We start from the raw sequence: 26382 nt of genomic DNA, 5'->3' as shown, positions 1-26382 counted from the left end.
CGCCCCGCCCACCCCAGGCGCCCCCTGGGGGCAGCAGGGCCCCGTGAGCCAACCGGCCCCCACGCCGCAGCCGCAGCCGCGCCCCGTACCGCACCAGGCCCCCGCGCCGCAGCCGCAGCCGCAACCCGCGCCGCAGGCGCGCCCCGTCCCCTGGAAGCCCCCCGTCGACGACCACTTCCAGCGGCTCGCGGCGGCCCGGACCTCCGGCCGCCCCGCCCCGCTCGGCAAGCGGTTCGCCGCCCGGCTCATCGACACGGTGGTGCTGGGCGCGCTCACCTCGGCGGCCGCCGTACCGCTCGCCGCGCGGGCCGCCGAGCACATCGACGGCAAGATCGACGCGGCCAGGCTGTCCGGCGAGACGGTCACCGTATGGCTGCTGGACTCCACCACGGCCGCGCTGGGCGGTGCGGTGCTCGGGGTGTTCCTGGTGCTGGGCGTGCTCCTCGACGCGGTGCCCACCGCGAAGTGGGGCCGTACGCTCGGCAAGAAGCTGTGCGGGATCGACGTACGGGACATCGAGTCCCACGAGACACCCGGCTTCGGGGCCGCGCTGCGCCGGTGGCTGGTGTACGGGGTGCCGGGCCTCCTCGTCGTCGGGGTGGCCGGCGTGCTGTGGTGCCTGGCCGACCGGCCGTGGCGCCAGTGCTGGCACGACAAGGCGGCCCACACCTTCGTCGCGGGCTGACACCTTCCGCCGAACGCTGTCCCCCGAACGCACCTGAGCCGTTGCGGTGGTCCGGGGCGCGGGATGCACTGCCCCCATGAGCAACGATCAGCCGCCGCCCGGTCAGCCGCCCGAGGACGACCCGTTCCGAAAGCGCCCGCCCGGGGACCAGCCGCCGCCGTCGTCCGGCTCGCCCTACGACAGCGCGCCGCCGCCCCCGCCGCCGTACGACCCCGGGCCCTACGGGGGCGGCGGGCCGTACGGCGGGGCGGACCCGCTGGCGGGGATGCCGCCGCTCGCCGAACCGGGCAAGCGCATCCTGGCCCGGCTGATCGACTTCCTGATCATCTCGATCCCGCTGTATCTGATCTCGCTGCCGTGGGGCGGCGCGGTCGAGGTGTCGGACAGCAACGGCAACGACGACGTCAGCGACGTCTTCGCCCAGACCTACAGCGGGCATCAGCTGCTCTGGTCGCTGATCGGCCTCGTCGTCTACGTCGCGTACGACACGTACTTCACGCACAAGGACGGCCGCACGCTCGGCAAGCGCCTGTTCAAGATGCGGGTCGCGATGCTCAACGACGGCCGGGTGCCGGACACCGGGGCGGCCTTCATGCGGGCCGTGGTGCTGTGGCTGCCGGCGCTGTTGTGCTGCCCGTGCCTGTGGTGGCTGATCAACATCGTGCTGATGTTCACGGACAAGCCCTACCGCCAGGGCCTCCAGGACAAGGCGGCCAAGACGGTGGTGGTGACCGTCAACTGAGCCTCGACGCCCCCGCTAGCGCGAACTCTGCGCGGAGACGGGGGAGCGGCTCTCCTCCCGGGCGGCGGGTACGGTGCCACGGTGTGCGGACACCGGGGTGCCGGGCCTCGCCGCCCTCGCCGTATGCCGGCGCGGCTTCGCGGGTACGGTGACGGACACCGCGAGTCCGAGGGCGAGCGCGGCCGTGCAGACGGCGGCGATGCCGATGCCCGAACCGGTGCGGAACAGCAGCAACATGGCCAGTGTCGAGCAGACGACGGTGACCGAACCGTAGAAGAGCTGTGCGGCAGTGGGACGCGGCATGGCTTTTTCCGTCCTCGGGACGTCGGATGGGCGGTCTCTCAACACGGTCGCGCTGTCAAGCGACTCTACGACGGTGGATGCCCGGGAGGAACGGGAAGTAAGCGTAACCTAACCCACAGTACCGGTGCATGGGGGGCGCACGGAGTCATCTCACGCGCCCTCGGCAGGGTCTGACGCGCCGGTGGAGGGCGGATACTTCGTCCGGATACCGGAACGGTGCTCCTGCATAGTGCACTTGCTCTGTTCAAGTCAAGGTCTGTCTTTTCTCCCGTAACTCCGGTCGAATGTCGTCACTTGTGACGCGTTTCCGCGCGCGGCCTCTCCACACTCCCGGGCCGACGCCGCGGACGCCGGGGAGGACTGCATCACGTGATCATTAAGAGACGGGCGCTTCGGACCGGAGCGGTTGTCGTGGCCATGGCCGCGACCGCCGCCACCGCATCCGCCTTCGCCACCGCTCAGGCAGATGACCAGGCGTCAGGCGCCGCTGCCTCGATCGACCGCCGGGACCCGGGGTCGGCGAAGGGCAACGACCACGACCTGGAGGGTCCGTTCAGCAAGCAGCAGGCCGCTCAGCGCGAGGCTGCTCTGGAACAGGTCATATCCGGCGACAAGAAGGTCACGTCGCGCGGGGGCTCAAAGGTCGTCAAGCTCGACAGCAACAAGTACGTCGAGCTCGGCCGCGAGAAGACCGACAAGATCTTCACCGTGCTGGTGGAGTTCGGCGACCAGGTCGACAACACGACCATGTACGACCCGGACGGCGCGGGCCCCAAGCCGGCCGTCAAGAAGTACGGCGGCACGCCCGGTCCGCTGCACAACAAGATAGCCAAGCCGGACCCGAAGAAGGACAACAGCACCGCCTGGCAGGCCGACTACAACCAGGCCCACTTCCAGGAGCTGTACTTCGGCACGGGCGCGGGCAAGCACTCGCTGAAGACGTACTACGAGAAGACCTCGTCCGGCCGCTACTCGGTCGACGGAGAGGTCTCCGACTGGGTCAAGGTCCCCTACAACGAGGCCCGCTACGGCTCGAACTACTGCGGTTCGACCAACTGCGCCAACGCCTGGGACATGATCAAGGACGGCGTCAACGCCTGGGCCGCCGACCAGAAGGCCAAGGGCCGGACGCCCGAGCAGATCAAGGCGGACCTGGCGCAGTACGACCAGTGGGACCGTTACGACTTCGACGGTGACGGCAACTTCAACGAGCCCGACGGGTACATCGATCACTTCCAGATCGTGCACGCGGGTGAGGACGAGTCCGCCGGCGGCGGCGTCGAGGGCACCAACGCCATCTGGGCGCACCGCTGGTACGCGTACGGCACCAACGCCGGCGCCACCGGCCCGGCCGAGAACAAGGCCGGCGGCACCGAGATCGGTGACACCGGCATCTGGGTCGGCGACTACACCGCGCAGCCCGAGAACGGCGGCCTGGGCGTCTTCGCCCACGAATACGGCCACGACCTCGGTCTCCCGGACCTGTACGACACCACCAACACCGCCGAGAACTCGGTCGGTTTCTGGTCCCTGATGTCGGCGGGTTCCTGGCTCGGCACCGGCAAGAACAGCATCGGTGACATGCCGGGCGACATGACCGCCTGGGACAAGCTCCAGCTGGGCTGGCTGAACTACGCCGAGGCCAAGGCCGGGACGAAGTCCACCACCAAGCTGGGCGTGTCCGAGTACAACACCAAGGACAAGCAGGCGCTCCTCGTCACGCTGCCCCCCAAGCCCGTCACCACCGCCGTCACGACGCCCGCCGAGGGCGCCAAGCAGTGGTGGAGCGACATGGGTGACAACCTCAGCAACACGCTGTCGCGCCCGGTCGACCTGACCGGCAAGTCCAAGGCCTCCCTGGACCTCCAGGGCTGGTGGGACATCGAGAAGGACTACGACTACCTCTACACCGAGGTGTCCACCAACGGCGGCACCAGCTGGACCGCGATCGACGGCACCGTCGACGGTCAGCCGATCCCGCGCGACGCCAGTGACAAGCCGGCGCTGACCGACGTCTCCGGCGCGTACAAGAAGCTGTCGTACCCGCTGGACGCCTACGCGGGCCAGAAGATCGACATCCGCTTCCGCTACGCCACCGACGGCGGCGCGGGCGGTGTGGGCTTCGCCGCCGACACCATCTCGGTCACCGCCGACGGCGCCGCGCTCTTCACGGACAACGCCGAGGGCGACGACAACGGCTGGACCAGCAAGGGCTTCTCGCAGGTCGGCAAGTCGTTCGAGAAGGACTACCCGCAGTACTACATCGCGGAGAACCGTCAGTACGTCAGCTACGACGAGACCCTCAAGGTCGGCCCGTACAACTTCGGCTTCTCCAACACGCGTCCGGACTGGGTCGAGCACTACCCGTACCAGAACGGTCTGCTCATCTGGCTCTGGGACAAGTCCCAGAAGGACAACAACGTCTCGGCCCACCCGGGCCAGGGCCTGATCCTGCCGGTCGACGCGCACGCCAAGCCGCTGAAGTGGGCGGACGGCACGATCCTCCGGAACAAGATCCAGCCCTTCGACGCCCCGTTCAGCTGGTACCCGACGGACGGCTTCACGCTGCACAACGGTGACGTGGCGACGAAGATCAAGCCGCAGCTCGGCGTGCCGTCCTTCGACGACCACAAGGGCACCTACTGGTACAAGGAGAACCCGACCGGAAGCGTCAAGGTTCCTGACACCAACACCAAGATCACGATCGTCAGCGAGCCGCTCAGCGGCGACACGATGACCGTCCAGGTCGGTGCCTCGCACAAGTAGTACCGCATCACCGCAGGTCACAGCATGATCGGCCGTCGCCCCCTAGCGGGCGGCGGCCGATCGTGTTTAGGTGCCTCTGTTCACTTTCTTATTGACACGATGTCTCACGGGGGAGCTCGTACGCATGGCAGGCGGAGGATTCAGCAAGTTGCCGAACGGCAGTGTGGTCGTCGCGATCACCCTGCCGAGCCCGGCGGAGGGCCCGGGACCGGGCACCCCGGTCCGGGTCCTGGTACACGCGGCCAACCGGGCCCGCGCCCTGACCCGGCTGCGCAACCTGGGCCTGCGCGCCGTCTACCTGCGCGGCAACGCCGAGCCGCCCACACCGGACGAGATCACCGCCGTCCTGCACCACCCCGACGGCGTCCTGTGGCGCGCGAGACCCGGGTGCGCGCAGGAGCTCTGGCACCCCATCCGCGCCCTGCTGAGGCCCACGGTGGCCGCCGGACAGGGCTGACGGGGCCCGGCGACCGCTCAGACGACCGGCTTGCCCGTCAGCACCACGCCCGCGTCGCGCAGCTCGGCCAGCGCCCGGTCCGTCGTCGCCTCGGCGACGCCCGCCGTCAGGTCGAGCAGCACATGCGTGGCGAAGCCCTCGCGGGCGGCGTCCAGCGCGGTGGCCCGCACACAGTGGTCGGTCGCGATGCCGACCACGTCCACCTCGGTCACGTCGTGCTCGCGCAGCCACTCGGCGAGCCCGGTGCCGTTCTCGTCGAGCCCCTCGAAACCGCTGTACGCCGCCGCGTACGCACCCTTGTCGAAGACCGTGTCGATCGCCCCCGAGGCGACCGCCGGAGCGAAATTGGGGTGGAAGCCCACGCCCTCCGTACCGGCCACGCAGTGCGGCGGCCAGGAGTGCTCGAAGTCGGGCGACGGCGAGAAGTGGTCGCCCGGGTCGATGTGGTGGTCCCGGGTGGCCACCACATACCGGTAACCGGGCCGGCTCTCGCCGATCAGGTCCGTGATGGCGGCGGCGACATCGGCACCCCCCGCCACGGCGAGGCTCCCGCCCTCACAGAAGTCGTTCTGAACGTCCACGACGATCAAGGCGCGGTGCATGCGGGGTTCCTTCGGGGAGTGGGGGAGCGGTACGGGGATGGCTCCGAGCCTAGAGATTCCGTGGGGGCAATCAAGCCCGTCCGGGCCGCGGGTCCCCCGTCACACGTACTCGGTGGGAATGACCGCCTCGCCCCGCGACAACTGCATCGCCGACAGGGGCAGCCCCGCCCGCGCCGCCACATGCCGCTCCCGCGCCGCGTCCAGCGGCTCCCGGGCGACCACCTCGCCGCCCCGGACCAGCTCCACCAGCAGCTGCCGCCCGGCCAGCTCGTCCGGCACCGGACCCGTGCCGATCACCTCGGCCTCGGCCACGCCCTCCTCGTCCAGGCGTCGCGCGGCCCACTTGCGGCCGCCCTTCGACGTCTTCGCGCCCATCGACTTCTTCGCCACCGGACGCAGCTCGTCCGCCGGGTCCGCCGACTCCGCGCGGGCGACGAGCTTGTAGACCATCGAGCACGTCGGGTGCCCACTGCCGGTCACCAGCTGCGTGCCCACCCCGTACGCGTCCACCGGCGCGGCCGCCAGCGAGGCGATGGCGTACTCGTCCAGGTCCGAGGTCACCACGATCTTCGTCTCCGTGGCCCCCAGCTCGTCCAGCTGCTGGCGCACCCGGTGCGCGACCAGCAGCAGGTCCCCGGAGTCGATCCGTACCGCGCCCAGCTCCGGCCCGGCGATCTCGACCGCCGTACGGACCGCCGCCGTCACGTCGTACGTGTCCACCAGCAGCGTCGTACCGCGCCCCAGCGAGTCCACCTGGGCCCGGAACGCGTCGCGCTCCGAGTCGTGCAGCAGCGTGAAGGCGTGGGCGCTCGTCCCGACCGTCGGGATGTTGTAGCGGAACCCGGCCGCCAGGTCGGAGGTGGTGTCGAAACCGCCGATGTACGCGGCCCGCGCCGAGGCCACCGCCGACAGCTCGTGGGTGCGCCGCGCGCCCATCTCGATCAGCCCGCGCCCGCCCGCCGCCGCCGACATCCGGGAGGCCGCGGCCGCGATCGCGGAGTCGTGGTTGAGGATCGACAGGATCACCGTCTCCAGCAGCACGCACTCCGCGAAGGACCCCTCGACCCGCAGGACCGGCGAGCCCGGGAAGTAGACCTCGCCCTCCGGGTAGCCCCAGATGTCCCCGCCGAACCGGTAGTCCGCCAGGTAGTCCAGGGTCGGCCCGTCGACGATGGACTGATCACGCAGGAAGCCGAGCATCTCCTCGTCGAAGTGGAAGTTCTCCACCGCGTCCAGGACCCGCCCGGTGCCCGCGACGACGCCGTAGCGGCGCCCCTCCGGCAGCCGGCGGGTGAACGCCTCGAAGACCGAGCGCCGGCCGGCCGTGCCGGCCTTCAGCGCGGCCTGCACCATCGTGAGCTCGTACTGGTCGGTGAAGAGCGCTGTCGACGGCACACCGACCCGTCGTCCAAGGTCCGCAGAGTTCATGCCGGGGATGCTACCCCTATTTCGTCAAAGTGACGAGATGGGGGTCTACGGGGCGGCGCGGCGCGGGGGCCGTTTGTGCGATGGGCCACTACGAGTGGCAGCATGGGGTAGGTGAGCGTCGCCCCTACAGAGATCGAACGTCCCGAATCGGCCGAGGACCACCTCGTCGTCCCCGAGCCCGACGTCCCCTGGGTGACGCTGGTCCACAACGACCCGGTCAACCTCATGAGCTATGTGACCTATGTCTTCCAGGCCTACTTCGGCTACCCCAAGGACAAGGCACACAAGCTGATGCTCGACGTCCACCAGAAGGGCCGGGCCGTCGTCTCCAGCGGCAGCCGCGAGGAGATGGAACGCGACGTCCAGGCCATGCACGGCTACGGGCTGTGGGCCACCCTCACCCAGGACCGCAACTAGCCCCGGCACCCGCACGGCCCTCGCGGGGCCCTTTTCGTACGCCCCTTTCGCACCGCCCGCCCGACCATCATCGGAGAGAACCCATGGCCGGCCACTTCGAGGCCACCCCCGGCGGCGGCGCGGCCGTCGCGCTCGACGAGGTGGAGATCGCGATCCTGCGCTCCCTCGCCGTCCAGCTCCTGGAGCTCATCGGCCCCGGCGACGAGCCCGCCGAGGGCGAGGACCCGCTCGCCGCCCTGTTCGCCGAGGGTCCCAGCGAGCCGCCCACCGATCCGGCCCTGGCCCGCCTCTTCCCCGAGGCGTACGGCGACGAGGACGACGAACTGCGCGCCGCCTCCTCCGAGTTCCGCCGGTTCACCGAGAACGACCTGCGCACCCGCAAGCGCGAGGACGCCCTCGTCGTCGTACGCACGCTGGACGCGCTGACACCCGCAGGTGATGACGCCGCCGTGCTCACCCTCACCGCCGACGAGTGCCGCAGCTGGCTCGGCTCGCTCAACGACCTCCGGCTCACCATCGGCACCCGCCTGGAGGTCTCCGATGAGGACGACGGCGAGGAGGGCTCGCTCTACCGGCTCCCCGACAGCGACCCCCGCAAGCCCATGGTCATGGCCTACCTCTGGCTCGGCGCCCTCCAGGAAACCCTGGTCGAGACGCTGATGAAGTGACGCGAAGGGCACGCACCGTCACGGCGTTCGCTCAACGGACACTCAAATCCGAATAACGATCGCGTCACCTGAACGGTCTTTTTTGCAGCGCCCGTTCCGCCTTGTCCGCTTTTACTTGTGGTGTGCGCCACAAAACGTCCGCCGAACCACCGTTGTGCCCGTGATAAATCTTCACGACCACCCGGGAACGCCACCCATGTTCCCGGGTAGGCGCTATCAGCCGGTAACCACCGGCGGCACTCCATCCGTATCCGGGGGGATCAGGACCTGATCCGCGGCCGAAAGGCGCGGATCGGCGTGGAGAAAGGCGCAACCACATGACATCGGCGCAGATCGACGACAAAGGGCAGAACGGCCCGCACGCCGCAGCCGCGGATGCCACCACCTCCACCGAGGGGTACCAGCGAGCACTCGGCGCCCGCCAGATCCAGATGATCGCGATCGGCGGAGCCATCGGCACCGGGCTCTTCCTCGGCGCCGGCAAGGCCATCGCCAAGGCCGGCCCCAGCCTCATCCTGGCCTACGCCGTCGCGGGCCTGGTCATCTTCTTCATCATGCGCGCCCTGGGCGAACTCCTCATGTACCGCCCGGTCTCGGGCTCCTTCTCGGAGTACGCGCGCGAATTCATCGGCCCCTTCGCGGGCTTCGTCACCGGCTGGACGTACTGGCTGTTCTGGGTCGTCACCGGAATCACCGAAGTCACCGCAGCCGCCCAGTACATGACCTTCTGGTTCTCCATTCCGCAATGGGTCTCGGCCCTGATCTTCACGGTCATTCTCTACGGCGTGAACCTCATCTCCGTGAAACTCTTCGGAGAGCTGGAGTTCTGGTTCTCGATGGTCAAGGTCACCGCCATCGTCGGCATGATCCTCATCTGCGCCGGAATCCTCACCCTCGGCTTCTCCGACGCCGGGGACACCGCGAGCGTCACCCACCTGTGGTCCGACGGCGGCTTCTTCCCGCACGGCATCAAGGGCACCCTGATGACCCTGCAGATCGTGATGTTCGCCTTCCTCGCCGTCGAACTCGTCGGCGTCACCGCCGGTGAGTCCAAGGACCCCAAGACCGTCCTGCCCAAGGCCATCAACACCGTGCCCTGGCGCATCGCCGTCTTCTACGTCGGCGCGCTGATCATGATCCTCTCGGTGGTGCCCTGGACCGAGTTCTCGCCCGGCGTCTCCCCGTTCGTCGAAGCCTTCAAGAAGATGGGCCTCGGCGTCGGCGCCGGCATCGTCAACTTCGTCGTCCTGACCGCCGCGCTCTCCTCCTGCAACTCCGGCATGTACTCCACCGGCCGCATGCTGCGCGACCTCGCGCTCAACGGCCAGGGCCCTAAGTTCTTCACCCGGCTCACCCGGACCGGCACCCCGCTCATCGGCACCACGTTCTCCGCGGCGCTCATGCTCGTCGGCGTGTGGATCAACTACCAGTGGCCCGGCGACGCCTTCACCTACGTCGTCTCCTTCGCCACCATCTCCGGCATGTGGGCCTGGATCATGATCCTCATCAGCCAGATCCGCTACCGCCGCCTGGCCGACCGCGGACTCCTCCCGCAGTCCTCCTTCCGCGCCCCCGGAGCCCCGTACACCAGCGGCTTCGCACTCGCCTTCATCGCCGTGGTGATCGTGATGATGGGCATCGACAAGGACACCAGGATCTCGCTGTACTGCGCCCCGCTGTGGGCCCTGCTCCTCGGCGTCTCCTACCTGGTCCTGAAGTCCAGGAACCCCGAGGGCAAGGCCTTCGCGGAACGCGTCAAGCGCTGAGACGTACGCCTCCCACCAGCAGCGTTTCACGATACGGGCCCCCGCGTACCACTCCTCGGTACGCGGGGGCCCGTCGTCCTATCCTGGGCGCCATGCTGACCATCACCCAGACGCTGTACGACCAGATCGTCGCGCACGCCCGCGCCGACCACCCCGACGAGGCGTGCGGCGTCGTCGCAGGACCCGCCGGCAGCGGCCGCCCCGAGCGCTTCATCCCCATGCTCAACGCCGCGCGCTCGCCCACGTTCTACGAGTTCGACTCGTCGGACCTCCTCAAGCTCTACCGCGAGATGGACGACCGAGACGAGGAGCCCGTGATCGTCTACCACTCCCACACGGCGACCGAGGCCTACCCCTCGCGCACCGACGTCACGTACGCCAACGAGCCCGGCGCCCACTACGTCCTCGTCTCCACCGCGGACACCGACGACGCCGGCCCCTTCCAGTTCCGCTCGTACCGGATCGTGGACGGCGAGATCACCGAGGAGGAGGTGGCGGTCGTCGCGGCGTACCCGGCCGGCTGACCGCCGCCCGCCAGGGCCGGGACAGGGCCGCCGCACCCGGCCCTGTCCACCCAGCGAACGCCGAGCATCCACCAGGTGAGATCACACTCCGAATCCCCGGCCGGGAATCGATACGATGACCGCATGGTTCCCCATGACGTGAGTGACAAGACGCCGGGCTCGCTGCTCGTGGCGCGCCTGCACGTCGACCTGTGCCGCCTCTCCAGCGCAATCTGTACGAACCACCGGCCCGCCGCCGGCCGCGAGGCCTGAGCCGGGCCACGTCCCGGCGCCGCCGACCGGCCGGGCGCCACCGCACCACGTACTGACCCCCGCGCGGGGGCAGAGCCGCACGCCCCACGCCCACCGCCACCACTCCGCTTCGACAGGAGCCCACGCCATGGCCATCGAGGTCCGCATCCCGACCATCCTCCGCACCTACACCGACGGCGCCAAGGCCGTCGAGGGCCAGGGGGACACCCTCGCCGACCTCTTCACGGACCTGGAGAGCCGCCACACCGGCATCCGGGAGCGGATCGTCGACGGCGACCAGCTGCGCCGCTTCGTCAACGTCTACCTGAACGACGAGGACGTCCGCTTCCTGGACGGCATCTCCACCAAGCTCAGCGACGGCGACAGCATCACCATCCTCCCGGCCGTCGCCGGCGGCATGAACTGATGCGCTTCGACAGCCCGCTCGCCGCGGTGGGCAACACCCCGCTCGTCCGCCTGCCGCGGCTGTCACCCTCGGACGACGTCCGCATCTGGGCCAAGCTGGAGGACCGCAACCCCACCGGCTCGATCAAGGACCGCCCCGCGCTCCACATGGTCGAACAGGCGGAGAAGGACGGCCGCCTCACCCCCGGCTGCACGATCCTGGAGCCCACCAGCGGCAACACCGGCATCTCGCTCGCGATGGCGGCCAAGCTCAAGGGCTACCGCATCGTGTGCGTGATGCCGGAGAACACCTCCCAGGAGCGGCGCGACCTGCTCGCCATGTGGGGCGCCGAGATCATCTCCTCCCCGGCGGCCGGCGGCTCCAACACCGCGGTCCGCGTCGCCAAGGAGCTCTCGGCCGAGCACCCGGACTGGGTGATGCTCTACCAGTACGGCAACCCCGACAACGCGGGCGCCCACTACGCCACGACCGGCCCCGAGATCCTGGCCGACCTCCCGTCGGTCACCCACTTCGTGGCCGGCCTCGGCACGACCGGCACCCTGATGGGCGTCGGCCGCTACCTGCGCGAAAACGTCGAGGGCATCAAGATCGTCGCCGCCGAGCCGCGCTACGACGACCTTGTCTACGGCCTCCGCAACCTCGACGAGGGCTTCGTACCCGAGCTGTACGACGCCTCGGTCCTCACCACGCGCTACTCGGTCGGCTCCGCCGACGCCGTCACCCGCACCCGCGAACTCCTCCAGCAGGAGGGCATCTTCGCGGGCGTCTCCACCGGGGCGGCGCTGCACGCCGCGATCGGGGTCGGCAACAAGGCCGTGAAGGCGGGGGAGTCCGCGGACATCGTCTTCGTCGTGGCCGACGGGGGCTGGAAGTACCTGTCGACGGGCGTGTACACGGCGCCGACCACGGAGGCGGCGATCGCCACGCTCCAGGGGCAGCTCTGGGCCTAGCCGTTCCCGGGGGCGCCGCCCCCCGTACCCCCGCTGCTCAATCGCCGCAGGGGCTTGATCTTGCCCCCGTTGCCGCACACCCGCGGCAACGGGGGCTTTGTCATTCGCGCCGCACTATCCAGCCCCGTCGGCGTTTGAGGCGCGGGGTCCGGGGCAGCGCCCCGTTTTCGGGAAGAGGCGGGCAGGGGAACGCCACCCGAACCGGTGACAGCGCAGGTGAGTTCCCCCACAACGACCCGCCCCGAAGGAGCGACCCGCTCTTTCGCGCCTTACGCTCAACAAACCGCACCGCGAGAACCGCACGAACCCTCCCCGTTCCCACGTCTCGGAGGTTCACGCTCCATGAAGCTCACCGTCGTCGGCTGCTCCGGCTCCTTCCCCTCCGCGGGATCGGCATGCTCGAGCTACCTCGTAGAGGCCGACGGCTTCCGGCTGCTCCTCGACATGGGCAACGGCGCCCTCGGCGAGCTGCAGCGCCATGTAGGTCTCTACGACCTCGACGCCATCTTCCTCAGCCACCTGCACGCCGACCACTGCATCGACATGTGCGCGTACTTCGTCGTCCGGTACTACCCGCACGGCGGCGAGCGCCCCGCCCGCATCCCGGTCTACGGCCCCGACGGCACGGAGCAGCGGCTCACCACCGCACACGCCGACACCCCGTCCGACCACGCGATGAGCGAGGTCTTCGACTTCCACACCCTGAAGCCGGGCTGGTTCGAGATCGGCCCCTTCTCGGTGCGTACGGAGAAGCTCTGCCACCCCGTCGACACCTTCGGCATCCGCATCGAGCACGGCGGCTCCTCGCTCACGTACTCCGGGGACACCGGCACCTGCGAGGCCCTGGACGAGCTGGCCGAGGGCACGGACCTCTTCCTCTGCGAGGCCTCGTTCGTGCACGGCAAGGAGGACATCCCCGACCTCCACCTCAACGGCCGCGAGGCCGGCGAGCTGGCCGCTCGGGCGGGCGTCGGACGCCTCGTGCTCACGCACATCCCGCCGTGGACCGACGCCGAGCAGAACCTCACCGACGCCCGCGAGGTCTTCACCGGCCCGACGGAACTCGCGGCGCCGGGCGCGGTGTACGAGATCTGAGCGGTGCGCTCCTAGGCGTACGACGAAGCCCTCACCTTCCGCCGGGAAGGTGAGGGCTTCGGGCTTTCGGGGGGAGCCGACCCGGGCTTACGCCTTGGTCAGGTCCTCGACCTCCTCCTCGGGCTCACGGCCCGGGGTGGTGAGGTTGAACTTGGTGATGGCGAAGCGGAAGACCACGTAGTAGATCACCGCGAAGACCAGACCGATCGGAATGATCATCCAGGGCTTGGTCGCCAGGTTCCAGTTCAGGAAGTAGTCGATCGCACCGGCGGAGAAGCTGAAGCCGTGGTGGACACCGAGACCCCAGGTCACGGCCATCGAGACGGCGGTCAGCACGGCGTGGATCACGTACAGCAGCGGCGCGATGAACATGAACGCGAACTCGATCGGCTCCGTGATGCCGGTGACGAAGGAGGTCAGCGCGAGCGACATCATCATGCCGCCGACGGCCTTGCGGCGCTCGGGGCGGGCGCAGTGCGTGATCGCCAGAGCGGCGGCGGGCAGCGCGAACATCATGATCGGGAAGAAGCCGGACATGAACTGACCCGCGGTGGGGTCACCGTGGAAGAAGCGCGGCAGGTCGCCGTGCCACATGCCGCCCGCGGAGTCCTTGAAGGAACCGATCTCCTGCCAGGCCACCGTGTTCACGAACTGGTGCATGCCCACCGGAAGCAGGGCACGGTTGACGACACCGAAGATGCCGGCGCCGACAGCGCCCAGGCCGGTCATCCACTCGCCGAAGTTGGTGATGAGGTCACCGATCGGCTCCCAGACCAGACCGAAGAAGACACCCATGATGGTGCCGACGAAGGCCATGATGATCGGGACGAGCCGGCGGCCGTTGAAGAAGCCGAGCCAGTCCACCAGCTTGGTGCGGTGGAAGCGCTGCCATATGACGGCGGCCAGGAGGCCCATGATGATGCCGCCGAAGACCTTGGGGTCGTTGTACGTCGCGGCGACGTCGACACCCTTGTTGGCCGTCGTGTTGACCACGGCGTCGGAGATCGGGAACGCGGTCAGCACGTTCTTGTAGACCAGGAAGCCGACCAGGGCGGCGAGCGCGGTGGAGCCGTCGGCCTTCTTGGCGAAGCCGATCGCGATGCCGACGCAGAACAGCAGCGGCAGGTTGGCGAAGACCGCGTCACCGGCGGTCGCGAAGACCGTGGCGACCTTGCCCCAGCCGAGGCCGTCGGGGCCGAACACGTCGTCCTGGCCGAGGCGGAGCAGGATGCCCGCCGCCGGCAGCACCGCGATCGGCAGCTGCAGGCTGCGACCCACCTTCTGCAGGCCCTGGAACAGGCCGGAGCCCCGCTTCTTCGCGGGGGCCGCCGTAGCGGTGGCCGTACTCATCAACTTCCTCCAGTAAGCAAGGCGCCGCCGGGGACAGGGGGTTTTGGGTGGGCGACGACTCGAGAAACGTGACGCGCGAAGCTTCACGTGGTCTGGACCACTGAGTGGTGTAGACCAGTTGTAGCACGGTGAGGGTTAGATAAGGAACCTGCAATTTGCGACTACTTCGCAGCAGCCACCGCATACGGACCGTGACATGCGAAAAGCCCCCGGACCGCATGGTCCGGGGGCCGCGCTCACAAGGTCAGTGACCTTGCATAAAGCCTACTTCGTGAGGTTCTTCTCGATCTCCTCCTCCACCTCGTCGGGCTCTCGGCCCGGCGTCTGGAGGTTGAACTTGGTGATCGCGAACCGGAAGATGACGTAATACACAGCGGCGAACGCCAGCCCGATCGGGATGATCAGCCAGGGTTTCGTCGCCAGGCTCCAGTTGATGACGTAGTCGATCAGACCCGCCGAGAAGCTGAAGCCGTCCTTCGTCCCCAGCGCCCATGTCACCGCCATCGACACACCGGTGAGCACCGCGTGGATCGCGTACAGCAGGGGCGCGACGAAGAGGAACGAGTACTCGATCGGCTCCGTGATGCCTGTCACGAACGACGTCAGTCCGACCGAGACCATCATGCCGCCGACCGCCTTGCGGCGGTGCGGTTTGGCGCAGTGGTAGATGGCCAGGGCCGCCGCCGGCAGGGCGAACATCATGATCGGGAAGAAGCCCGTGGTGAACTGGCCGGCCGTCGGGTCGCCCGCCAGGAACCGGTTGATGTCACCGTGCACGACCGTGCCGTCCGGCTTCGTGTAGTCACCGAACTGGAACCAGACGAAGGTGTTCAGGAACTGGTGGAGGCCGATGACCAGCAGCGCGCGGTTGGCGATGCCGAAGATGCCCGAGCCCAGCCAGTCCAGGTCCACCAGCCACTTCGAGAAGCTGGTCAGACCGTCACCGATCGGCTGCCACACCCACGCGCACAGCGCCGCGAAGAGCAGGCCGACGAACGCCATGATGATCGGGACGAGCCGCCGGCCGTTGAAGAAGCCGAGCCAGTCCACCAGCTTGACGCGGTGGTACCGCTGCCAGAACCAGGCCGACATCAGCCCCATCACGATGCCGCCGAACACTCCTGGGTTCTGGTACTCCGCCGCCGTCACCTCCGCGTCATCCGTCACGCACGTACCGAACCAGGTGCCGCCCGAGGTGAACGTCGAGCCGGGGGCGCAGTCCACCGGGAACGCATGCAGCACCGCGTAGTACACGAGAAAACCGGTCACCGCGGCGAGCGCGGTCGAACCGTCCGCCTTGCGCGCCATGCCGATCGCCACACCGACGCAGAACAGCAGCGGGAGCCCGAGCCCCGAGTCCAGCAGGGCGCCACCGGCGGCCGCGAACACCTTGGCGACGTTGTTCCAGCCCAGGCCGTCGTCACCGAAGACATCCGGCTGGCCCAGCCGGTTGAGGATGCCCGCCGCCGGCAGGACGGCGATCGGCAGCTGGAGGCTGCGCCCCATCTTCTGGAGGCCCTGGAAAAGTCCGTTCCACCACCGCTTCTGTGGGATGGCTTCGCTGCTGGAGCTCATCGGCGTCCTCCCGGAACGCGGCGCGTATTTGGCGGTCGTTGCAGACTGGTGTAGACCAGTTGAGGTACGGTGCGGAGCCCGCTCGCGAGACAGGCCGCCGGTGATCGTCAGCATGGGCGATGGCCGGGCCACTCGCTCGCGAAGTTGGTCCAACCGTGCGTTACCGTGACGAAACGGACCCAGGGTGGGCCGTCGCATGTACGTGAAGAACCAGGGAGAAGGCCATGGCCAGCAAGGCTGAGAAGATCGTCGCCGGGCTCGGCGGAATCGAGAACATCGAAGAGGTCGAAGGCTGCATCACGCGCCTGCGCACCGAGGTCGTCGACCCCAGCAAGGTCGACGAAGCCGCGCTCAAGGCCGCCGGCGCCCACGGCGTCGTCAAGATGGGCACCGCGATCCAGGTCGTCATCGGCACCGACGCCGACCCCATCGCCGCCGACATCGAAGACATGATGTGACGACCTGGATCGCGGTGCCCATCTTGACGACGCCGTGGGCGCCGGCGGCCTTGAGCGCGGCTTCGTCGACCTTGCTGGGGTCGACGAGGCCGGCCCCGCCCACCCCGGACGGGGCCTGCGGCGCACCCGGAAACCGAGGCCCCCGCCACCCGATAGGCTCGGCGCCATGTCTCGTATCGACGGCCGCACCCCCGACCAGCTCCGCCCCGTCACCATCGAACGCGGATGGAGCAAGCACGCCGAAGGATCCGTACTCGTCTCCTTCGGCGACACCAAAGTCTTCTGCACCGCCTCCGTCACCGAAGGCGTACCCCGCTGGCGCAAGGGCAGCGGCGAAGGCTGGGTCACCGCCGAGTACTCCATGCTGCCCCGCTCCACCAACACCCGCGGCGACCGCGAATCCGTCCGCGGCAAGATCGGCGGCCGCACCCACGAGATCAGCCGCCTCATCGGCCGCTCCCTGCGCGCCGTCATCGACTACAAGGCCCTCGGCGAGAACACCATCGTCCTCGACTGCGACGTCCTCCAGGCCGACGGCGGCACCCGCACCGCCGCCATCACCGGCGCCTACGTCGCCCTCGCCGACGCCGTCGCCTGGGCCCAGGGAAAGAAGATCATCAAGCACGGCCGCAAGCCGCTGACCGGCACCGTCGCCGCCATCAGCGTCGGCATCGTCGACGGCACCCCGCTCCTCGACCTCTGCTACGAGGAGGACGTCCGCGCCGAGACCGACATGAACGTCGTCTGCACCGGCGACGGCCGCTTCGTCGAGGTCCAGGGCACCGCCGAGGCCGAGCCCTTCGACCGTACGGAGCTCAACGCCCTGCTCGACCTGGCCACCGCCGGCTGCGTCGACCTCGCCAAGCTCCAGACCGAGGCACTGGCCACCACCCTCGGCGCCTGAGAAGACGAACCCGAGAAGGTAAAGAGGCAACCAAGTCCCGCCCAGCGGCGTCGATACGCATACGGGCGTACGGGTCGAACCGTGCGCCCGTCCGCGCATCCGCACCCGGGGAGGGACCCACGATGGCCACGCGCCACCGGCACCACCGCACCGCACTGGCCGTATCGGCCGTACTCGTCACCGTCAGCGCGGCGGCGGGCTGCGGCGCCCTGGACAAGACGCTCGACTGCGTCCGCACCGCCGACGCCATCGCCACCAGCGTCGACAACCTCCGCCAGGCGGTCTCCAACGCCTCCAGCGACCCCACCCAGGCGTCCGAGGCCCTCGACGAGATCCAGAAGGAACTCGGCAACCTCGGCGACAAGACGGACAACGCCGACCTCTCCAAGGCCGTCGACGACCTCCGCGCCGGCGTCACCAACGTCCGCGACTCCATCGACAAGGGCGACGCCACACCCGACATCACCCCGGTCACCGACGCCGCGGGCGAGATCGCCAAGGTCTGCACCCCGTAACGCGAAGAGTCCCGGCGACACATGGTCGCCGGGACACCGACGGGAACCTCAGGACGAGGCGAGACCCTTCCAGAAGGCGTAGTGGTGGCCGGCCGCGAAGTCCGTCCCGCCCACGTTTCCGGACGCGAGCCGCTGCACGTACTCCCCGTCATTCGTGAACCGCTGCCACGCCGGCAGCCCCGGACCGCCCGTCCGCCCGGTGCTCGCGAACCTGCTCCAGTAGCCGACCACCGTGTCCGACAGCTCCGCCTGCGCTGCGTCGAGCGGCTCGAAGAGATCGTTCTCGAACACGTAGGCGAGGTCGGTCATATGGCCCGTACCCAGGGAGAAACTCACCGGCCGCGGCACGCCCCTGAAGTACGGAGCCGACTCCTCGGCGAACTCGTACGCGTACACCGGGGTGTACCGCGCCAGCGCCCGCTGCGTGTCCAGCGCCGCCGTCGACCACTCCGCATCCGTCAGCACCGCCGACAGCGCCGCCCCCGGAGCCGGATACCGCTCCACCGGATACTCGGCCAGCACCGCCGGGGCGTCCGCCCCGAACCGGTCCGCCACCTTCTCCGCATACCCCTCGGCGGTCAGAGGCCGGCCCGTCATGAGCTCGCTCATACCGGCCAGGCCGCTCATCTCGTCACGCGTCGAACCGTGCAGCACCGGCACCCGGGCGAACCGCCCGGCCGCGATCGCCCGCGACGGCGCCTCCGGCACCACCTCGCCGTCCACGACCGGCCGGAACCCGTCGTGACCCGACGAGGACGCGGCGACCAGATCGGCCGTGGACATGCCCCTCAAGAACGAGTCGACCGCCCCCGGGTCGTCGCACCCGGCCGCCTCCGCGACGGCCTTGCCCTGCTCCTCCGCCTGGGCACGGGTGAACGAACCGTCCGGCCCCACGCACCCCGCACTCTGCACGATCGCCTTGTGGAACAGCCCTCGCGCGCCCGGTGACACCAACTGGGCGCACACGCTGTAACCCCCGCCCGACTGACCCATGAGCGTCACGTTGTCCGGATCCCCTCCGAACGCATCCGCGTTGCGCGCCACCCACCGCAACGCCGCCTGCTGGTCCAGCAGCCCCAGATTCGCCGGAGCGTTCAAACCCGGCGCCGACAGGAACCCGAACGCCCCCAGCCGGTAATTCACCGTCACCACCACCGCGCCCTGTCGCGCGGCCGCCAGCTTCGCCGCGCCGTAGCTCGCCCCGTCCCCGTACACGAAGCTCCCGCCGTGAATCCACACGATCACCGGGCGGGGCCGCGCGGACCGCCGGACCGGCGTCGTGACGTTCAGGTACAGGCAGTCCTCGCTCCCCCCGCCCGCGATCGCGATGGGCTGATCCGTCGGCTGCGCACACGCACTCCGCGGAGCGCGGGCATCCAGCGTGGCGGACCACGGCCGGACCGGCTGCGGCTTCTCCCACCGGCGCTCGCCGGTCGGCGGGGCCGCGTACGGGATGCCCTGGAACGTGCGCACCGCGCCGGTGGCCGCCCCCTGCACGGGGCCTTCGGCGGTCACCACCCGGGTGGGAAGAGCGCGCTCCGAGGCGTCGGCGGCCGGCGCGAGGGCCGCCGCGGCGAGGGTCGCGGTGACGGCGACCGAGGCGAGGGCGGTGGCGTGGGACTTCAGGTGACCCATCAGGACTCCAGGGCTCGATGTGAACGTCGGATGCGGCAACGGCATCAACGTAGCCGGGAGTTGGGCAGTTGTGCAATACGTTTGTATAGAGCGATCGTGCAAGGCGGTCGCGTCAGGCGGTCGCCCCACCCTCCCGGGCGGCCCTAGGATGCGGCGCATGGGTATGGGAAACCGCGAGAAGCTGCTGGAAGCGGCCAGGAAGTGCCTCTTCGAGAAGGGCTACGAACGCACCACCGTCCGCGACCTCGCCTCGGCCGCGGGCGTCAGCATGGCGGCCATCGGCTACCACTTCGGCTCCAAGGAGGCCCTGCTCAACCAAGCGCTCTTCGAAGCGCTCGACTCGGGAGGCCAGGCCCTCGGCCCGTCGACGGAGGACGGCGACCTCGGTGCGCTCTGGACCCGCCTCATCGAGGCCTTCTCGGCCAACCGGACGTTCTGGCTCGCCAACCTGGAGACGGTCCTGCGCGCCCAGCGCGACCCGGAACTGCGCGAACAGGTGGCCGCCGGGCTACGACAGGGACGCAGCGGCATGGCCCACGAGGTCACGGGGACACCCGAGGACGAACTCTCCGAGGAGACCGTGCGCACCCTCGGCTCCGTACAGCTCGCCCTCCTCAGCGGCCTGATGATGCAGCACATCACCGACCCGGAGTCGGCGCCCACCGCCACCGAGGTGCTGGCCGGCATCCGCGCCCTGGCCGCCCGACTGCCCGGCGAGGCGTGAGCCCGGACCCGGCGATACTGGTCCCATGACCCGTCTCATCCTCGCCACCCGCAACGCCGGGAAGATCACCGAACTCCACGCGATCCTCGCCGACGCGGGCCTCACCCATGAACTCGTCGGCGCGGACGCGTATCCGGAGGTCCCCGACGTCAAGGAGACCGGCGTCACCTTCGCCGAGAACGCCCTGCTCAAGGCCCACGCCCTCGCCCGGGCCACCGGCCACCCCGCGATCGCCGACGACTCCGGCCTCTGCGTGGACGTCCTCGGCGGCGCCCCCGGCATCTTCTCGGCCCGCTGGGCCGGCACCCACGGCAACGACCGCGCCAACCTTGACCTGCTCCTGGCCCAGCTCTCCGACATCGACGCCCCGCACCGCGCCGCCCACTTCGCCTGCGCCGCCGCGCTCGCCCTCCCGGACGGCACGGAACGCGTGGTCGAGGGCCGCCTCACCGGCACCCTCCGCCACACCCCGGCCGGCGCGTACGGCTTCGGCTACGACCCGATCCTCCAGCCGGACGGCGAGACCCGCACGTGCGCGGAACTGACCCCTGAGCAGAAGAACGCGATCAGCCACCGGGGCAAGGCGTTCCGGGCGCTGGTGCCGGTGGTGCGGGAGCTGGTGGGCTGACACAGAAGTGGCGCTCACCTTCGAAGTGAAGGTGAGCGCCACTTTTTGCCTGTGAGCCCGGTGGGATTTGAACCCACGACACACTGATCCTAAGTCAGCGCCCTCTAGCCAGCTGGGGTACGGGCTCGCGCGCCCACTCTACTGTGTGGTGGCGCGCCCCTTCGAGAAAGCCGCCGTTTGACTGTGGCATGAAGGGCAGAGGTAGCGCAGATTGTCCTGGCGGTCGTCGGCGCGGTTTCCGTTGATGTGGTCGATCTCCAGCACGAGGCGTCTGCCTCGCCATGACTCGCCGGTTCCGCACACCGCGCACGCGCGCGGTAGCCCCACATCGTCGAGTGCGCGTCTCAAGTGGGACGTTCTTGTCCGGGATGCACCGTCCCTCAGGACAAGGATCTCGTCAGCCCTTTTGCGGCTCGGGGAGAGCGTCCCCGCCGCGTGGCCCCGGCCGACGAAGTGGTCAGTCGACAGTCGGTGTCTCTCGATGTCCCGCTTCAGCCGGATGCGAGCGCCGCCGTTGTCGACGTGTCCCAACGCCTTCAGTACGGCGGCAAGGCTCCGGGACTCGGCGACCGCGGTTTCCAGCTGCTCGCGCGGGACGGAGGGCGCGCCCTGCCTGCGCCCGCTGGTGAAGTGGGACGTGTCGATGCCGAGGCGGTCGAGCTTCGCCCGTACGTATCCGTACGGACTGTCGCTCGGCGGCAGGCCCATGTACTCGAACATCTCTCTGATGCTGGACGAGTTGGCGGCCGCTTCGGCGAGGAGCGCGGCCGCGTAGGCCGTGCGTGTCCGTTCGGGAAGAGGCTCGTCCACGAAGTGGGAAGTGTCGATGGCGTAGTGCCGGAGCCGGTCGCGTACGTATCGGCAGGTGCGGCTGCCCAGTGGTGCGTCGAGCCCGCGTACCAGATCGACAAGGCTGGTCGCCGAGGCCGCGGCCCTTTCGAGGACGCTGCGCGTGTACTTGCTGCTCACGCCGTCCTCGTGCGGTTGCGCCCGCGGTAAGTGTCGGTCGCAGCGTGGCAGTTGGGGCACAGGATGCGGAGATTCTCCGGACGGTTGTCCCACCAGTCGCCGCTGATGTGATCGACTTCGAGCCGGAGCGGCTGCCCCTGCCACTCGCCCGGGTTGCCGCATTCGGCGCATGTGTCGCTCACTCCTCCGCGTACCAGTTCCCGCCTTAGTCGTTCGCCGGGAGTCCTCCCGTCGCGCGGGTCGCCGAGAGCAAGGGGGTTTTCACGAACTCCCTCGGGGCGGCGTGGTGGTGTGCGCACGAAGTGGGATGTGTCGATGCGGAGAGCGGCTATGCGGCGGCTGATGTGCGAGTGATTCCCGCCCACCGGATTGATGCCGAGACGGCGCACTACCTCTGCCACGCTCGTGGAGCGGGACACCAGATCGCGCAGCACCTCCTCGGTGTGCCGCACCCTCGTATCGGCGAAGTGCGAGACGTCCACACCCCACTCCGCCACCTTCTTTCGCAGGTAGCTCCGCGCTCCCGGCGTGGGTTTACCTCCACACCACCGCACGGCGCCATTGATGTTCGTCGTCATGCGAGCCGCCTCTTCGAGCAGCGCGCGTGTGTACCGAGCCCCCACGTTTCCCCTCCGTATCCGGCCGTCCGTTCGCGGCCTCGTACGGAGTAACGAACCGGTTATCGGAGCGTCACGTCCGATATCCGACAAGATGCGGAACGGCCCGTACCGCTTCGAGGGGAAGCCGTACGGGCCGTTGGGGGGAGAGGGTCAGAACTTCGGGTCCGGGGTCTGGGCCGCTACCAGTTCCTCCGCCTCCGCCGTCGTTTCGACCGACGGCGGGGAGCCCGCCAGGGGCTTGTTCGCGGTTTCCTTCATGCAGGCCACCGCGATCACGCCGACCAGGGCCGCCGCCATCGCGTAGTACGCCGGCATCAGGTTGGTGCCGGACACGCTGATCAGGGCCGTGATCACCAGCGGGGTCGTACCGCCGAAGATCGACGCGGAGAGGTTGTAGCCCACGGAGAGGGAGCCGTAGCGGACGTTCGTGGGGAACAGGGCCGGGAGGGCGGCGGACATCGTGCCGAGCATGCAGACCAGGGAGAGGCCCAGCATCGCCATGCCGATGATGATCGCGGGGATGCTGCCCTGGCGGATCAGGAGGAAGGCGGGCAGCGAGAGGATCAGGAAGCCGAGCATGCCGGTCATCAGGAGCGGCTTGCGGCCGAAGCGGTCCGAGAGCTTGCCGACCTGGCTGATGATCAGCATCAGGAAGACCATGACGCCGAGCAGGATCAGCAGACCGTGGGTCTCGCTGTAGCCGAGCTCGTCGGAGAGGTACGTCGGCATGTACGACAGGAGCATGTAGTCGGTGATGTTGTACGCGCCGACGAGGCAGATGCAGAGGATCAGCGTCGGCCAGTAGTCGCGGAAGATCTTGGCGAGGTCGCCCTTGGCGGTCGTCTCGACGCTGTCCGCCGCCTCCGTGGCGTGTGCCGTGCCGCCCTCCAGCTTCTGGAAGGCGGGGGTCTCGTCGAGCCGCAGTCGCAGGTAGAGGCCGACGAGGCCGAGCGGGCCGGCGACGAGGAACGGGACGCGCCAGCCCCAGGACTCCATCTGGGCGTCGTTGAGGAGCGCGTACAGGAGGGTCACCAGGCCTGCCGCGCCCACGTAACCCGCCAGCGTGCCGAACTCCAGGAAGCTGCCGAAGAAGCCGCGCCGCTTGTCGGGGGCGTACTCGGCGATGAAGGTCGACGCACCGCCGTACTCACCGCCGGTCGAGAAGCCCTGGAGCATGCGGAAGAAGATCAGCAGGACCGCGGCCCAGACGCCGATGGTCGCGTGGGAGGGGATGAGGCCGATCGCGAAGGTGCCGATCGCCATCATGATCATGGTGAGGGCGAGGACCTTCTTGCGGCCGATCTTGTCGCCCATCGGGCCGAAGAACATGCCGCCGAGGGGGCGGACGAGGAAGGCGACCGCGAAGGTGGCGAAGGAGGAGAGGAGCTGGGTGGTGTCGTTCCCGGACGGGAAGAACACATGTCCCAGGGTGGCGGCGAGGTAGGAGTAGATACCGAAGTCGAACCACTCCATGGCGTTGCCGAGCGAGGCGGCCTTGACCGCGCGCTTGACCGCCTGGTCGTCCGTGATCGTGATGTCGGTGCGCCGCAGCTTGGGGTTCCGGCGCTTCCGGATGGCACGGAAGAGGGCGGGGTGACGTTTGACCGCTTCGGGGTCGGCCACCTGATGGGGGTCGGAGGCCGCCATGGCCGGTTCCTTTCCTCGGCAACTGTTTCAGGAAAGGCTTCTGCGCGGACATGGCGGTGGCAAACCGATTCGGCTGAGGATTGGGATGTCCATCACATGATTTCGGCCATTCGGTCGAGTGGATGGCTCATTCCGGGCGGGTCTGTGCCCCTCTGTCCCTCGTGCCGGGCCTCAGATCTTGAGGTCCTTGATGATCTTGGCGACGTGGCCGGTGGCCTTGACGTTGTAGAAGGCGTGGGCGACCTTGCCGTCCTCGTCGACGACGACCGTGGACCGGATGACGCCCGTCACCGTTTTGCCGTAGAGCTTCTTCTCGCCGAACGCGCCGTACGCCTCAAGGGTCTCCTTGGCGGGATCGCCCACCAGTGTGACCTTGAGGCTCTCCTTCTCGCGGAACTTCGCGAGCTTCTCCGGCTTGTCCGGCGAGACCCCGATGACGTCGTAGCCGGCCTCGGCGAGCAGGTCCAGGTTGTCGGTGAAGTCGCAGGCCTGCTTGGTGCAGCCGGGGGTAAGAGCGGCGGGGTAGAAGTAGACGATGACCTTGCGGCCCTTGTGGTCCGCGAGCGAGACGTCGTTGCCGTCCGCGTCGGGCAGGGTGAAGGCGGGGGCGGTGTCGCCGGGCTGGAGGCGCTCGCTCATGGTTCTCCTCGTTGGTACGTGGGGTCTACGGGACCGAGCGTAATGGGGGTGCCGCCGGGTGCGGATGCGGCGGAACTGACAGACTGTCGATGAAGGTTTACCGGACGAGGACCACGGAGGCGGCGCGGTGTCGGATGCCAGGACCCCTGCGCAGATCGAGGCGGACATCATCAGCAGGCGCGAGCAGCTTGCGGTGGTACTCGATGAGATCGGGGTGCGGGTGCACCCGAAGACGATCATCGGTGACGCGAAGGCGAAGGTCGCCGGGACCGTGGACCGGACGGCCGGACGCGCGTACGTGGCGGTGAACCGGGCCGTGTCGGACGTGAGGGCCCAGTTCGTCTCGCCGTCGGGCAGCCCCCGGCTGGAGCGTGTGATCCCGGCGGCGCTGCTCGCGGTGGGCGTGGTCGGCCTGGTCGTGGCGTCCTCGCGGCGCGGCAGGCGCTGACGGCACGGGGCGCGTGCCCCGTGCACCGCGCGGCGGGGCTGAGACCCCCTGACGCGTGGGCGCCCCGTGGCCCGGTAGGTTGCGGGGCGTGAGCGAGAACACCGACGACAAGCTGCCCATCCGGATGCTGCACGACCGAGTGCTGGTCCGGTCCGAGTCGCCCGAGGGTGAGCGGCGTTCCGGCGGCGGCATTCTGATTCCCGCGACGGCCGCCGTCGGCCGTCGGCTGGCGTGGGCCGTGGTGGTGGCGGTGGGGCAGAACGTACGGACGGTCGAGCCGGGTGACCGGGTGCTGTTCGATCCGGAGGACCGGGCGGAGGTCGAGGTGCGGGGTGTGGCGTACGTGCTGATGCGCGAGCGTGACTTGAATGCGGTGGCCGCGGACCGGTTCGAGGGTTCGGAGGACTCGACGGGGCTGTATCTGTAGATCCGCGGATCTGTGTGTGAAGGGCCCGGTGACCGTTGTCACCGGGCCCTTTGCCTGTCCTTTGCTACGGTGGGAAGCACCCCGACGAGACGCGCCGTACCGGGTTCCGCAAAGACGACGCACCCGTGTTGTTCGCGTGTTCTGTCTCGTCGGAGGTGCTGTCGTGGCGTGGGTTCTGCTGGTCGTCGCCGGTCTGCTGGAAGTGGCCTGGTCGATCGGGATGAAGTACACGGAGGGGTTCACCCGGCTGTGGCCGAGTGTGTTCACGGGGCTGGGGATCGTGGCGAGCATGGTGCTGCTGTCGCATGCGGCCCGGACGCTGCCGATCGGTACGGCGTACGGGGTGTGGGTCGGGATCGGCGCGGCGGGTGCCGCGGTCCTGGGCATGGTGGTGCTGCACGAGCCGGTGACGGCGGCCCGGATCTTCTTCGTGTGTCTGCTGCTGGTGGCGGTCGTGGGGCTGAAGGCGACCTCGGGGCACTGAGCCCGGGTCCGGGTTCAGGGGCGGGTGCTCGGGGCGCGGGTGCTGGGCGCCCTGGTGCCGCGGGGGCCTTCGAAGAAGCCCTCGTCGCCGCCTCCGTCTCCGCCGTCGCCGGCTCGTGCAGCACCACCATGCCCAGGACCGCGGCACCCGCCGCGCCGATCCCGACCCACACCCCGTACGCCGTACCGATCGGCAGCGTCCGGGCCGCATGCGACAGCAGCACCATGCTCGCCACGATCCCCAGCCCCGTGAACACACTCGGCCACAGCCGGGTGAACCCCTCCGTGTACTTCATCCC

30 protein-coding genes, 1 tRNA gene, 1 pseudogene and 1 riboswitch are annotated in these 26382 nt (G+C 69.2%); of the genes and pseudogenes, 20 read left to right on the top strand and 12 right to left on the bottom strand.

The window, feature by feature from the left end:
* Together EAO73_RS29475 and EAO73_RS29470 are read left to right on the top strand one after the other, a co-directional pair.
* Nucleotides 1–685: RDD family protein (locus tag EAO73_RS29475; RefSeq protein ID WP_147975369.1), on the top strand; the 685-nt coding region annotated here is incomplete at its 5' end.
* 76 nt (nucleotides 686–761) lie between these two features.
* On the top strand, nucleotides 762–1427 hold the full coding sequence (locus EAO73_RS29470; RefSeq protein WP_147974593.1) for an RDD family protein: 666 nt from the start codon (nucleotides 762–764) through the stop codon (nucleotides 1425–1427).
* A gap of 15 nt (nucleotides 1428–1442) precedes the next feature.
* Here the strand turns inward: EAO73_RS29470 and EAO73_RS29465 are convergent, their stop codons facing one another.
* Nucleotides 1443–1730, bottom strand: coding sequence for a hypothetical protein (locus EAO73_RS29465; protein WP_147974592.1), 288 nt, complete (start codon nucleotides 1728–1730; stop codon nucleotides 1443–1445).
* Nucleotides 1731–2099: 369 nt separating this feature from the next.
* Between EAO73_RS29465 and EAO73_RS29460 the strand changes: the two genes are divergently transcribed.
* Together EAO73_RS29460 and EAO73_RS29455 are read left to right on the top strand one after the other, a co-directional pair.
* A complete protein-coding gene (locus EAO73_RS29460; protein WP_191134279.1) occupies nucleotides 2100–4496 on the top strand; it encodes an immune inhibitor A domain-containing protein in 2397 nt (798 codons plus the stop codon).
* Between the two features lie 124 nt (nucleotides 4497–4620).
* Nucleotides 4621–4953, top strand: coding sequence for a hypothetical protein (locus EAO73_RS29455; protein ID WP_191134278.1), 333 nt, complete (start codon nucleotides 4621–4623; stop codon nucleotides 4951–4953).
* Nucleotides 4954–4970: 17 nt separating this feature from the next.
* On the opposite strand, the gene EAO73_RS29450 is transcribed toward EAO73_RS29455, so the two are convergent.
* The gene (locus EAO73_RS29450) at nucleotides 4971–5555 is read right to left on the bottom strand and encodes an isochorismatase family protein (protein WP_147974589.1); all 585 of its coding nucleotides are present in this window, start codon (nucleotides 5553–5555) and stop codon (nucleotides 4971–4973) included.
* Between the two features lie 99 nt (nucleotides 5556–5654).
* Nucleotides 5655–6983 (bottom strand): nicotinate phosphoribosyltransferase, encoded by a 1329-nt coding sequence (locus EAO73_RS29445; RefSeq protein ID WP_147974588.1) that lies wholly within the window; start codon nucleotides 6981–6983, stop codon nucleotides 5655–5657.
* 111 nt (nucleotides 6984–7094) lie between these two features.
* Here EAO73_RS29445 and clpS point away from each other — a divergent pair, with 111 nt between their 5' ends.
* The 8 genes from clpS (at nucleotide 7095) to EAO73_RS29395 (ending at nucleotide 13061) form a co-directional block, all read left to right on the top strand.
* Nucleotides 7095–7400, top strand: a complete 306-nt coding sequence (gene clpS / locus EAO73_RS29440; RefSeq protein ID WP_147974587.1) for an ATP-dependent Clp protease adapter ClpS — start codon at nucleotides 7095–7097, stop codon at nucleotides 7398–7400.
* An 83-nt stretch (nucleotides 7401–7483) separates the two neighbouring features.
* Complete coding sequence (locus EAO73_RS29435) at nucleotides 7484–8068, top strand: DUF2017 domain-containing protein (RefSeq protein ID WP_147974586.1); 585 nt, start codon at nucleotides 7484–7486, stop codon at nucleotides 8066–8068.
* A 317-nt stretch (nucleotides 8069–8385) separates the two neighbouring features.
* The gene (locus tag EAO73_RS29430) at nucleotides 8386–9834 is read left to right on the top strand and encodes an amino acid permease (RefSeq protein ID WP_147974585.1); all 1449 of its coding nucleotides are present in this window, start codon (nucleotides 8386–8388) and stop codon (nucleotides 9832–9834) included.
* Nucleotides 9835–9926: 92 nt separating this feature from the next.
* Nucleotides 9927–10358, top strand: coding sequence for a Mov34/MPN/PAD-1 family protein (locus EAO73_RS29425; RefSeq protein WP_147974584.1), 432 nt, complete (start codon nucleotides 9927–9929; stop codon nucleotides 10356–10358).
* A gap of 123 nt (nucleotides 10359–10481) precedes the next feature.
* Entirely contained in the window at nucleotides 10482–10610 is a 129-nt protein-coding gene (locus tag EAO73_RS37175) for a putative leader peptide (RefSeq protein ID WP_256333043.1), read from the top strand.
* A gap of 127 nt (nucleotides 10611–10737) precedes the next feature.
* Entirely contained in the window at nucleotides 10738–11016 is a 279-nt protein-coding gene (locus EAO73_RS29415; protein ID WP_018105612.1) for a MoaD/ThiS family protein, read from the top strand.
* Nucleotides 11016–11966 carry a PLP-dependent cysteine synthase family protein gene (locus tag EAO73_RS29410; RefSeq protein WP_147974583.1) on the top strand — a complete coding sequence of 317 codons (951 nt, stop codon included), beginning with the start codon at nucleotides 11016–11018 and terminating at the stop codon, nucleotides 11964–11966. The genes EAO73_RS29415 and EAO73_RS29410 overlap by 1 nt, the downstream gene beginning before the upstream one ends.
* A gap of 342 nt (nucleotides 11967–12308) precedes the next feature.
* Nucleotides 12309–13061: an MBL fold metallo-hydrolase gene (locus EAO73_RS29395; protein WP_018517943.1), complete on the top strand. Its 753-nt coding sequence runs from the start codon at nucleotides 12309–12311 to the stop codon at nucleotides 13059–13061.
* Nucleotides 13062–13148: 87 nt separating this feature from the next.
* Here the strand turns inward: EAO73_RS29395 and EAO73_RS29390 are convergent, their stop codons facing one another.
* Both EAO73_RS29390 and EAO73_RS29385 read right to left on the bottom strand, forming a co-directional pair.
* On the bottom strand, nucleotides 13149–14411 hold the full coding sequence (locus EAO73_RS29390) for a PTS transporter subunit EIIC (RefSeq protein WP_147974581.1): 1263 nt from the start codon (nucleotides 14409–14411) through the stop codon (nucleotides 13149–13151).
* 264 nt (nucleotides 14412–14675) lie between these two features.
* A complete protein-coding gene (locus EAO73_RS29385) occupies nucleotides 14676–15986 on the bottom strand; it encodes a PTS transporter subunit EIIC (protein ID WP_147974580.1) in 1311 nt (436 codons plus the stop codon).
* A gap of 224 nt (nucleotides 15987–16210) precedes the next feature.
* On the opposite strand from EAO73_RS29385, the gene EAO73_RS29380 reads away from it, so the two are divergent.
* The 3 genes from EAO73_RS29380 to EAO73_RS29370 all read left to right on the top strand — a co-directional run bounded on the left by EAO73_RS29380 (nucleotide 16211) and on the right by EAO73_RS29370 (nucleotide 17863).
* A complete protein-coding gene (locus tag EAO73_RS29380; protein ID WP_018105617.1) occupies nucleotides 16211–16444 on the top strand; it encodes a glucose PTS transporter subunit EIIB in 234 nt (77 codons plus the stop codon).
* A gap of 166 nt (nucleotides 16445–16610) precedes the next feature.
* Nucleotides 16611–17348 (top strand): ribonuclease PH, encoded by a 738-nt coding sequence (gene rph, locus EAO73_RS29375; protein WP_147974579.1) that lies wholly within the window; start codon nucleotides 16611–16613, stop codon nucleotides 17346–17348.
* Between the two features lie 122 nt (nucleotides 17349–17470).
* Entirely contained in the window at nucleotides 17471–17863 is a 393-nt protein-coding gene (locus EAO73_RS29370; RefSeq protein WP_147974578.1) for a hypothetical protein, read from the top strand.
* Nucleotides 17864–17911: 48 nt separating this feature from the next.
* Here the strand turns inward: EAO73_RS29370 and EAO73_RS29365 are convergent, their stop codons facing one another.
* Nucleotides 17912–19498 (bottom strand): carboxylesterase/lipase family protein, encoded by a 1587-nt coding sequence (locus EAO73_RS29365; RefSeq protein WP_147974577.1) that lies wholly within the window; start codon nucleotides 19496–19498, stop codon nucleotides 17912–17914.
* 157 nt (nucleotides 19499–19655) lie between these two features.
* Here EAO73_RS29365 and EAO73_RS29360 point away from each other — a divergent pair, with 157 nt between their 5' ends.
* Both EAO73_RS29360 and rdgB read left to right on the top strand, forming a co-directional pair.
* Nucleotides 19656–20222, top strand: coding sequence for a TetR/AcrR family transcriptional regulator (locus EAO73_RS29360; RefSeq protein WP_412075502.1), 567 nt, complete (start codon nucleotides 19656–19658; stop codon nucleotides 20220–20222).
* 25 nt (nucleotides 20223–20247) lie between these two features.
* Nucleotides 20248–20850, top strand: a complete 603-nt coding sequence (gene rdgB / locus EAO73_RS29355) for an RdgB/HAM1 family non-canonical purine NTP pyrophosphatase (protein WP_147974576.1) — start codon at nucleotides 20248–20250, stop codon at nucleotides 20848–20850.
* Nucleotides 20851–20902: 52 nt separating this feature from the next.
* On the opposite strand, the gene EAO73_RS29350 is transcribed toward rdgB, so the two are convergent.
* The 5 genes from EAO73_RS29350 to bcp form a co-directional block, all read right to left on the bottom strand.
* Nucleotides 20903–20977, bottom strand: a tRNA-Leu gene (locus tag EAO73_RS29350).
* 11 nt (nucleotides 20978–20988) lie between these two features.
* Entirely contained in the window at nucleotides 20989–21819 is an 831-nt protein-coding gene (locus EAO73_RS29345; RefSeq protein ID WP_147974575.1) for an HNH endonuclease signature motif containing protein, read from the bottom strand.
* Nucleotides 21816–22397, bottom strand: coding sequence for an HNH endonuclease (locus tag EAO73_RS29340; RefSeq protein ID WP_147974574.1), 582 nt, complete (start codon nucleotides 22395–22397; stop codon nucleotides 21816–21818). The genes EAO73_RS29345 and EAO73_RS29340 overlap by 4 nt, the downstream gene beginning before the upstream one ends.
* A gap of 192 nt (nucleotides 22398–22589) precedes the next feature.
* Nucleotides 22590–24086, bottom strand: a complete 1497-nt coding sequence (gene proP / locus EAO73_RS29335; RefSeq protein WP_147974573.1) for a glycine betaine/L-proline transporter ProP — start codon at nucleotides 24084–24086, stop codon at nucleotides 22590–22592.
* Between the two features lie 171 nt (nucleotides 24087–24257).
* Nucleotides 24258–24725 (bottom strand): thioredoxin-dependent thiol peroxidase, encoded by a 468-nt coding sequence (bcp, locus tag EAO73_RS29330; protein WP_147974572.1) that lies wholly within the window; start codon nucleotides 24723–24725, stop codon nucleotides 24258–24260.
* Nucleotides 24726–24852: 127 nt separating this feature from the next.
* Here bcp and EAO73_RS29325 point away from each other — a divergent pair, with 127 nt between their 5' ends.
* The 3 genes from EAO73_RS29325 to EAO73_RS29315 all read left to right on the top strand — a co-directional run bounded on the left by EAO73_RS29325 (nucleotide 24853) and on the right by EAO73_RS29315 (nucleotide 26084).
* On the top strand, nucleotides 24853–25173 hold the full coding sequence (locus EAO73_RS29325) for a DUF3618 domain-containing protein (protein ID WP_147974571.1): 321 nt from the start codon (nucleotides 24853–24855) through the stop codon (nucleotides 25171–25173).
* Between the two features lie 88 nt (nucleotides 25174–25261).
* Nucleotides 25262–25600, top strand: a complete 339-nt coding sequence (locus EAO73_RS29320) for a GroES family chaperonin (RefSeq protein WP_147974570.1) — start codon at nucleotides 25262–25264, stop codon at nucleotides 25598–25600.
* Between the two features lie 58 nt (nucleotides 25601–25658).
* Nucleotides 25659–25724, top strand: a riboswitch (guanidine-III (ykkC-III) riboswitch).
* Nucleotides 25725–25763: 39 nt separating this feature from the next.
* Nucleotides 25764–26084, top strand: coding sequence for a DMT family transporter (locus EAO73_RS29315; protein WP_147974569.1), 321 nt, complete (start codon nucleotides 25764–25766; stop codon nucleotides 26082–26084).
* A gap of 100 nt (nucleotides 26085–26184) precedes the next feature.
* Here the strand turns inward: EAO73_RS29315 and EAO73_RS29310 are convergent.
* Nucleotides 26185–26382 (bottom strand): annotated as a pseudogene (locus EAO73_RS29310) (DMT family transporter); the annotation flags it as partial.

This window comes from Streptomyces sp. col6 (assembly GCF_008042035.1).
Classification (GTDB): domain Bacteria; phylum Actinomycetota; class Actinomycetes; order Streptomycetales; family Streptomycetaceae; genus Streptomyces.
Note: the sequence above shows the minus strand (reverse complement) of the source record. Positions and strands in the feature narration are given on the sequence as shown.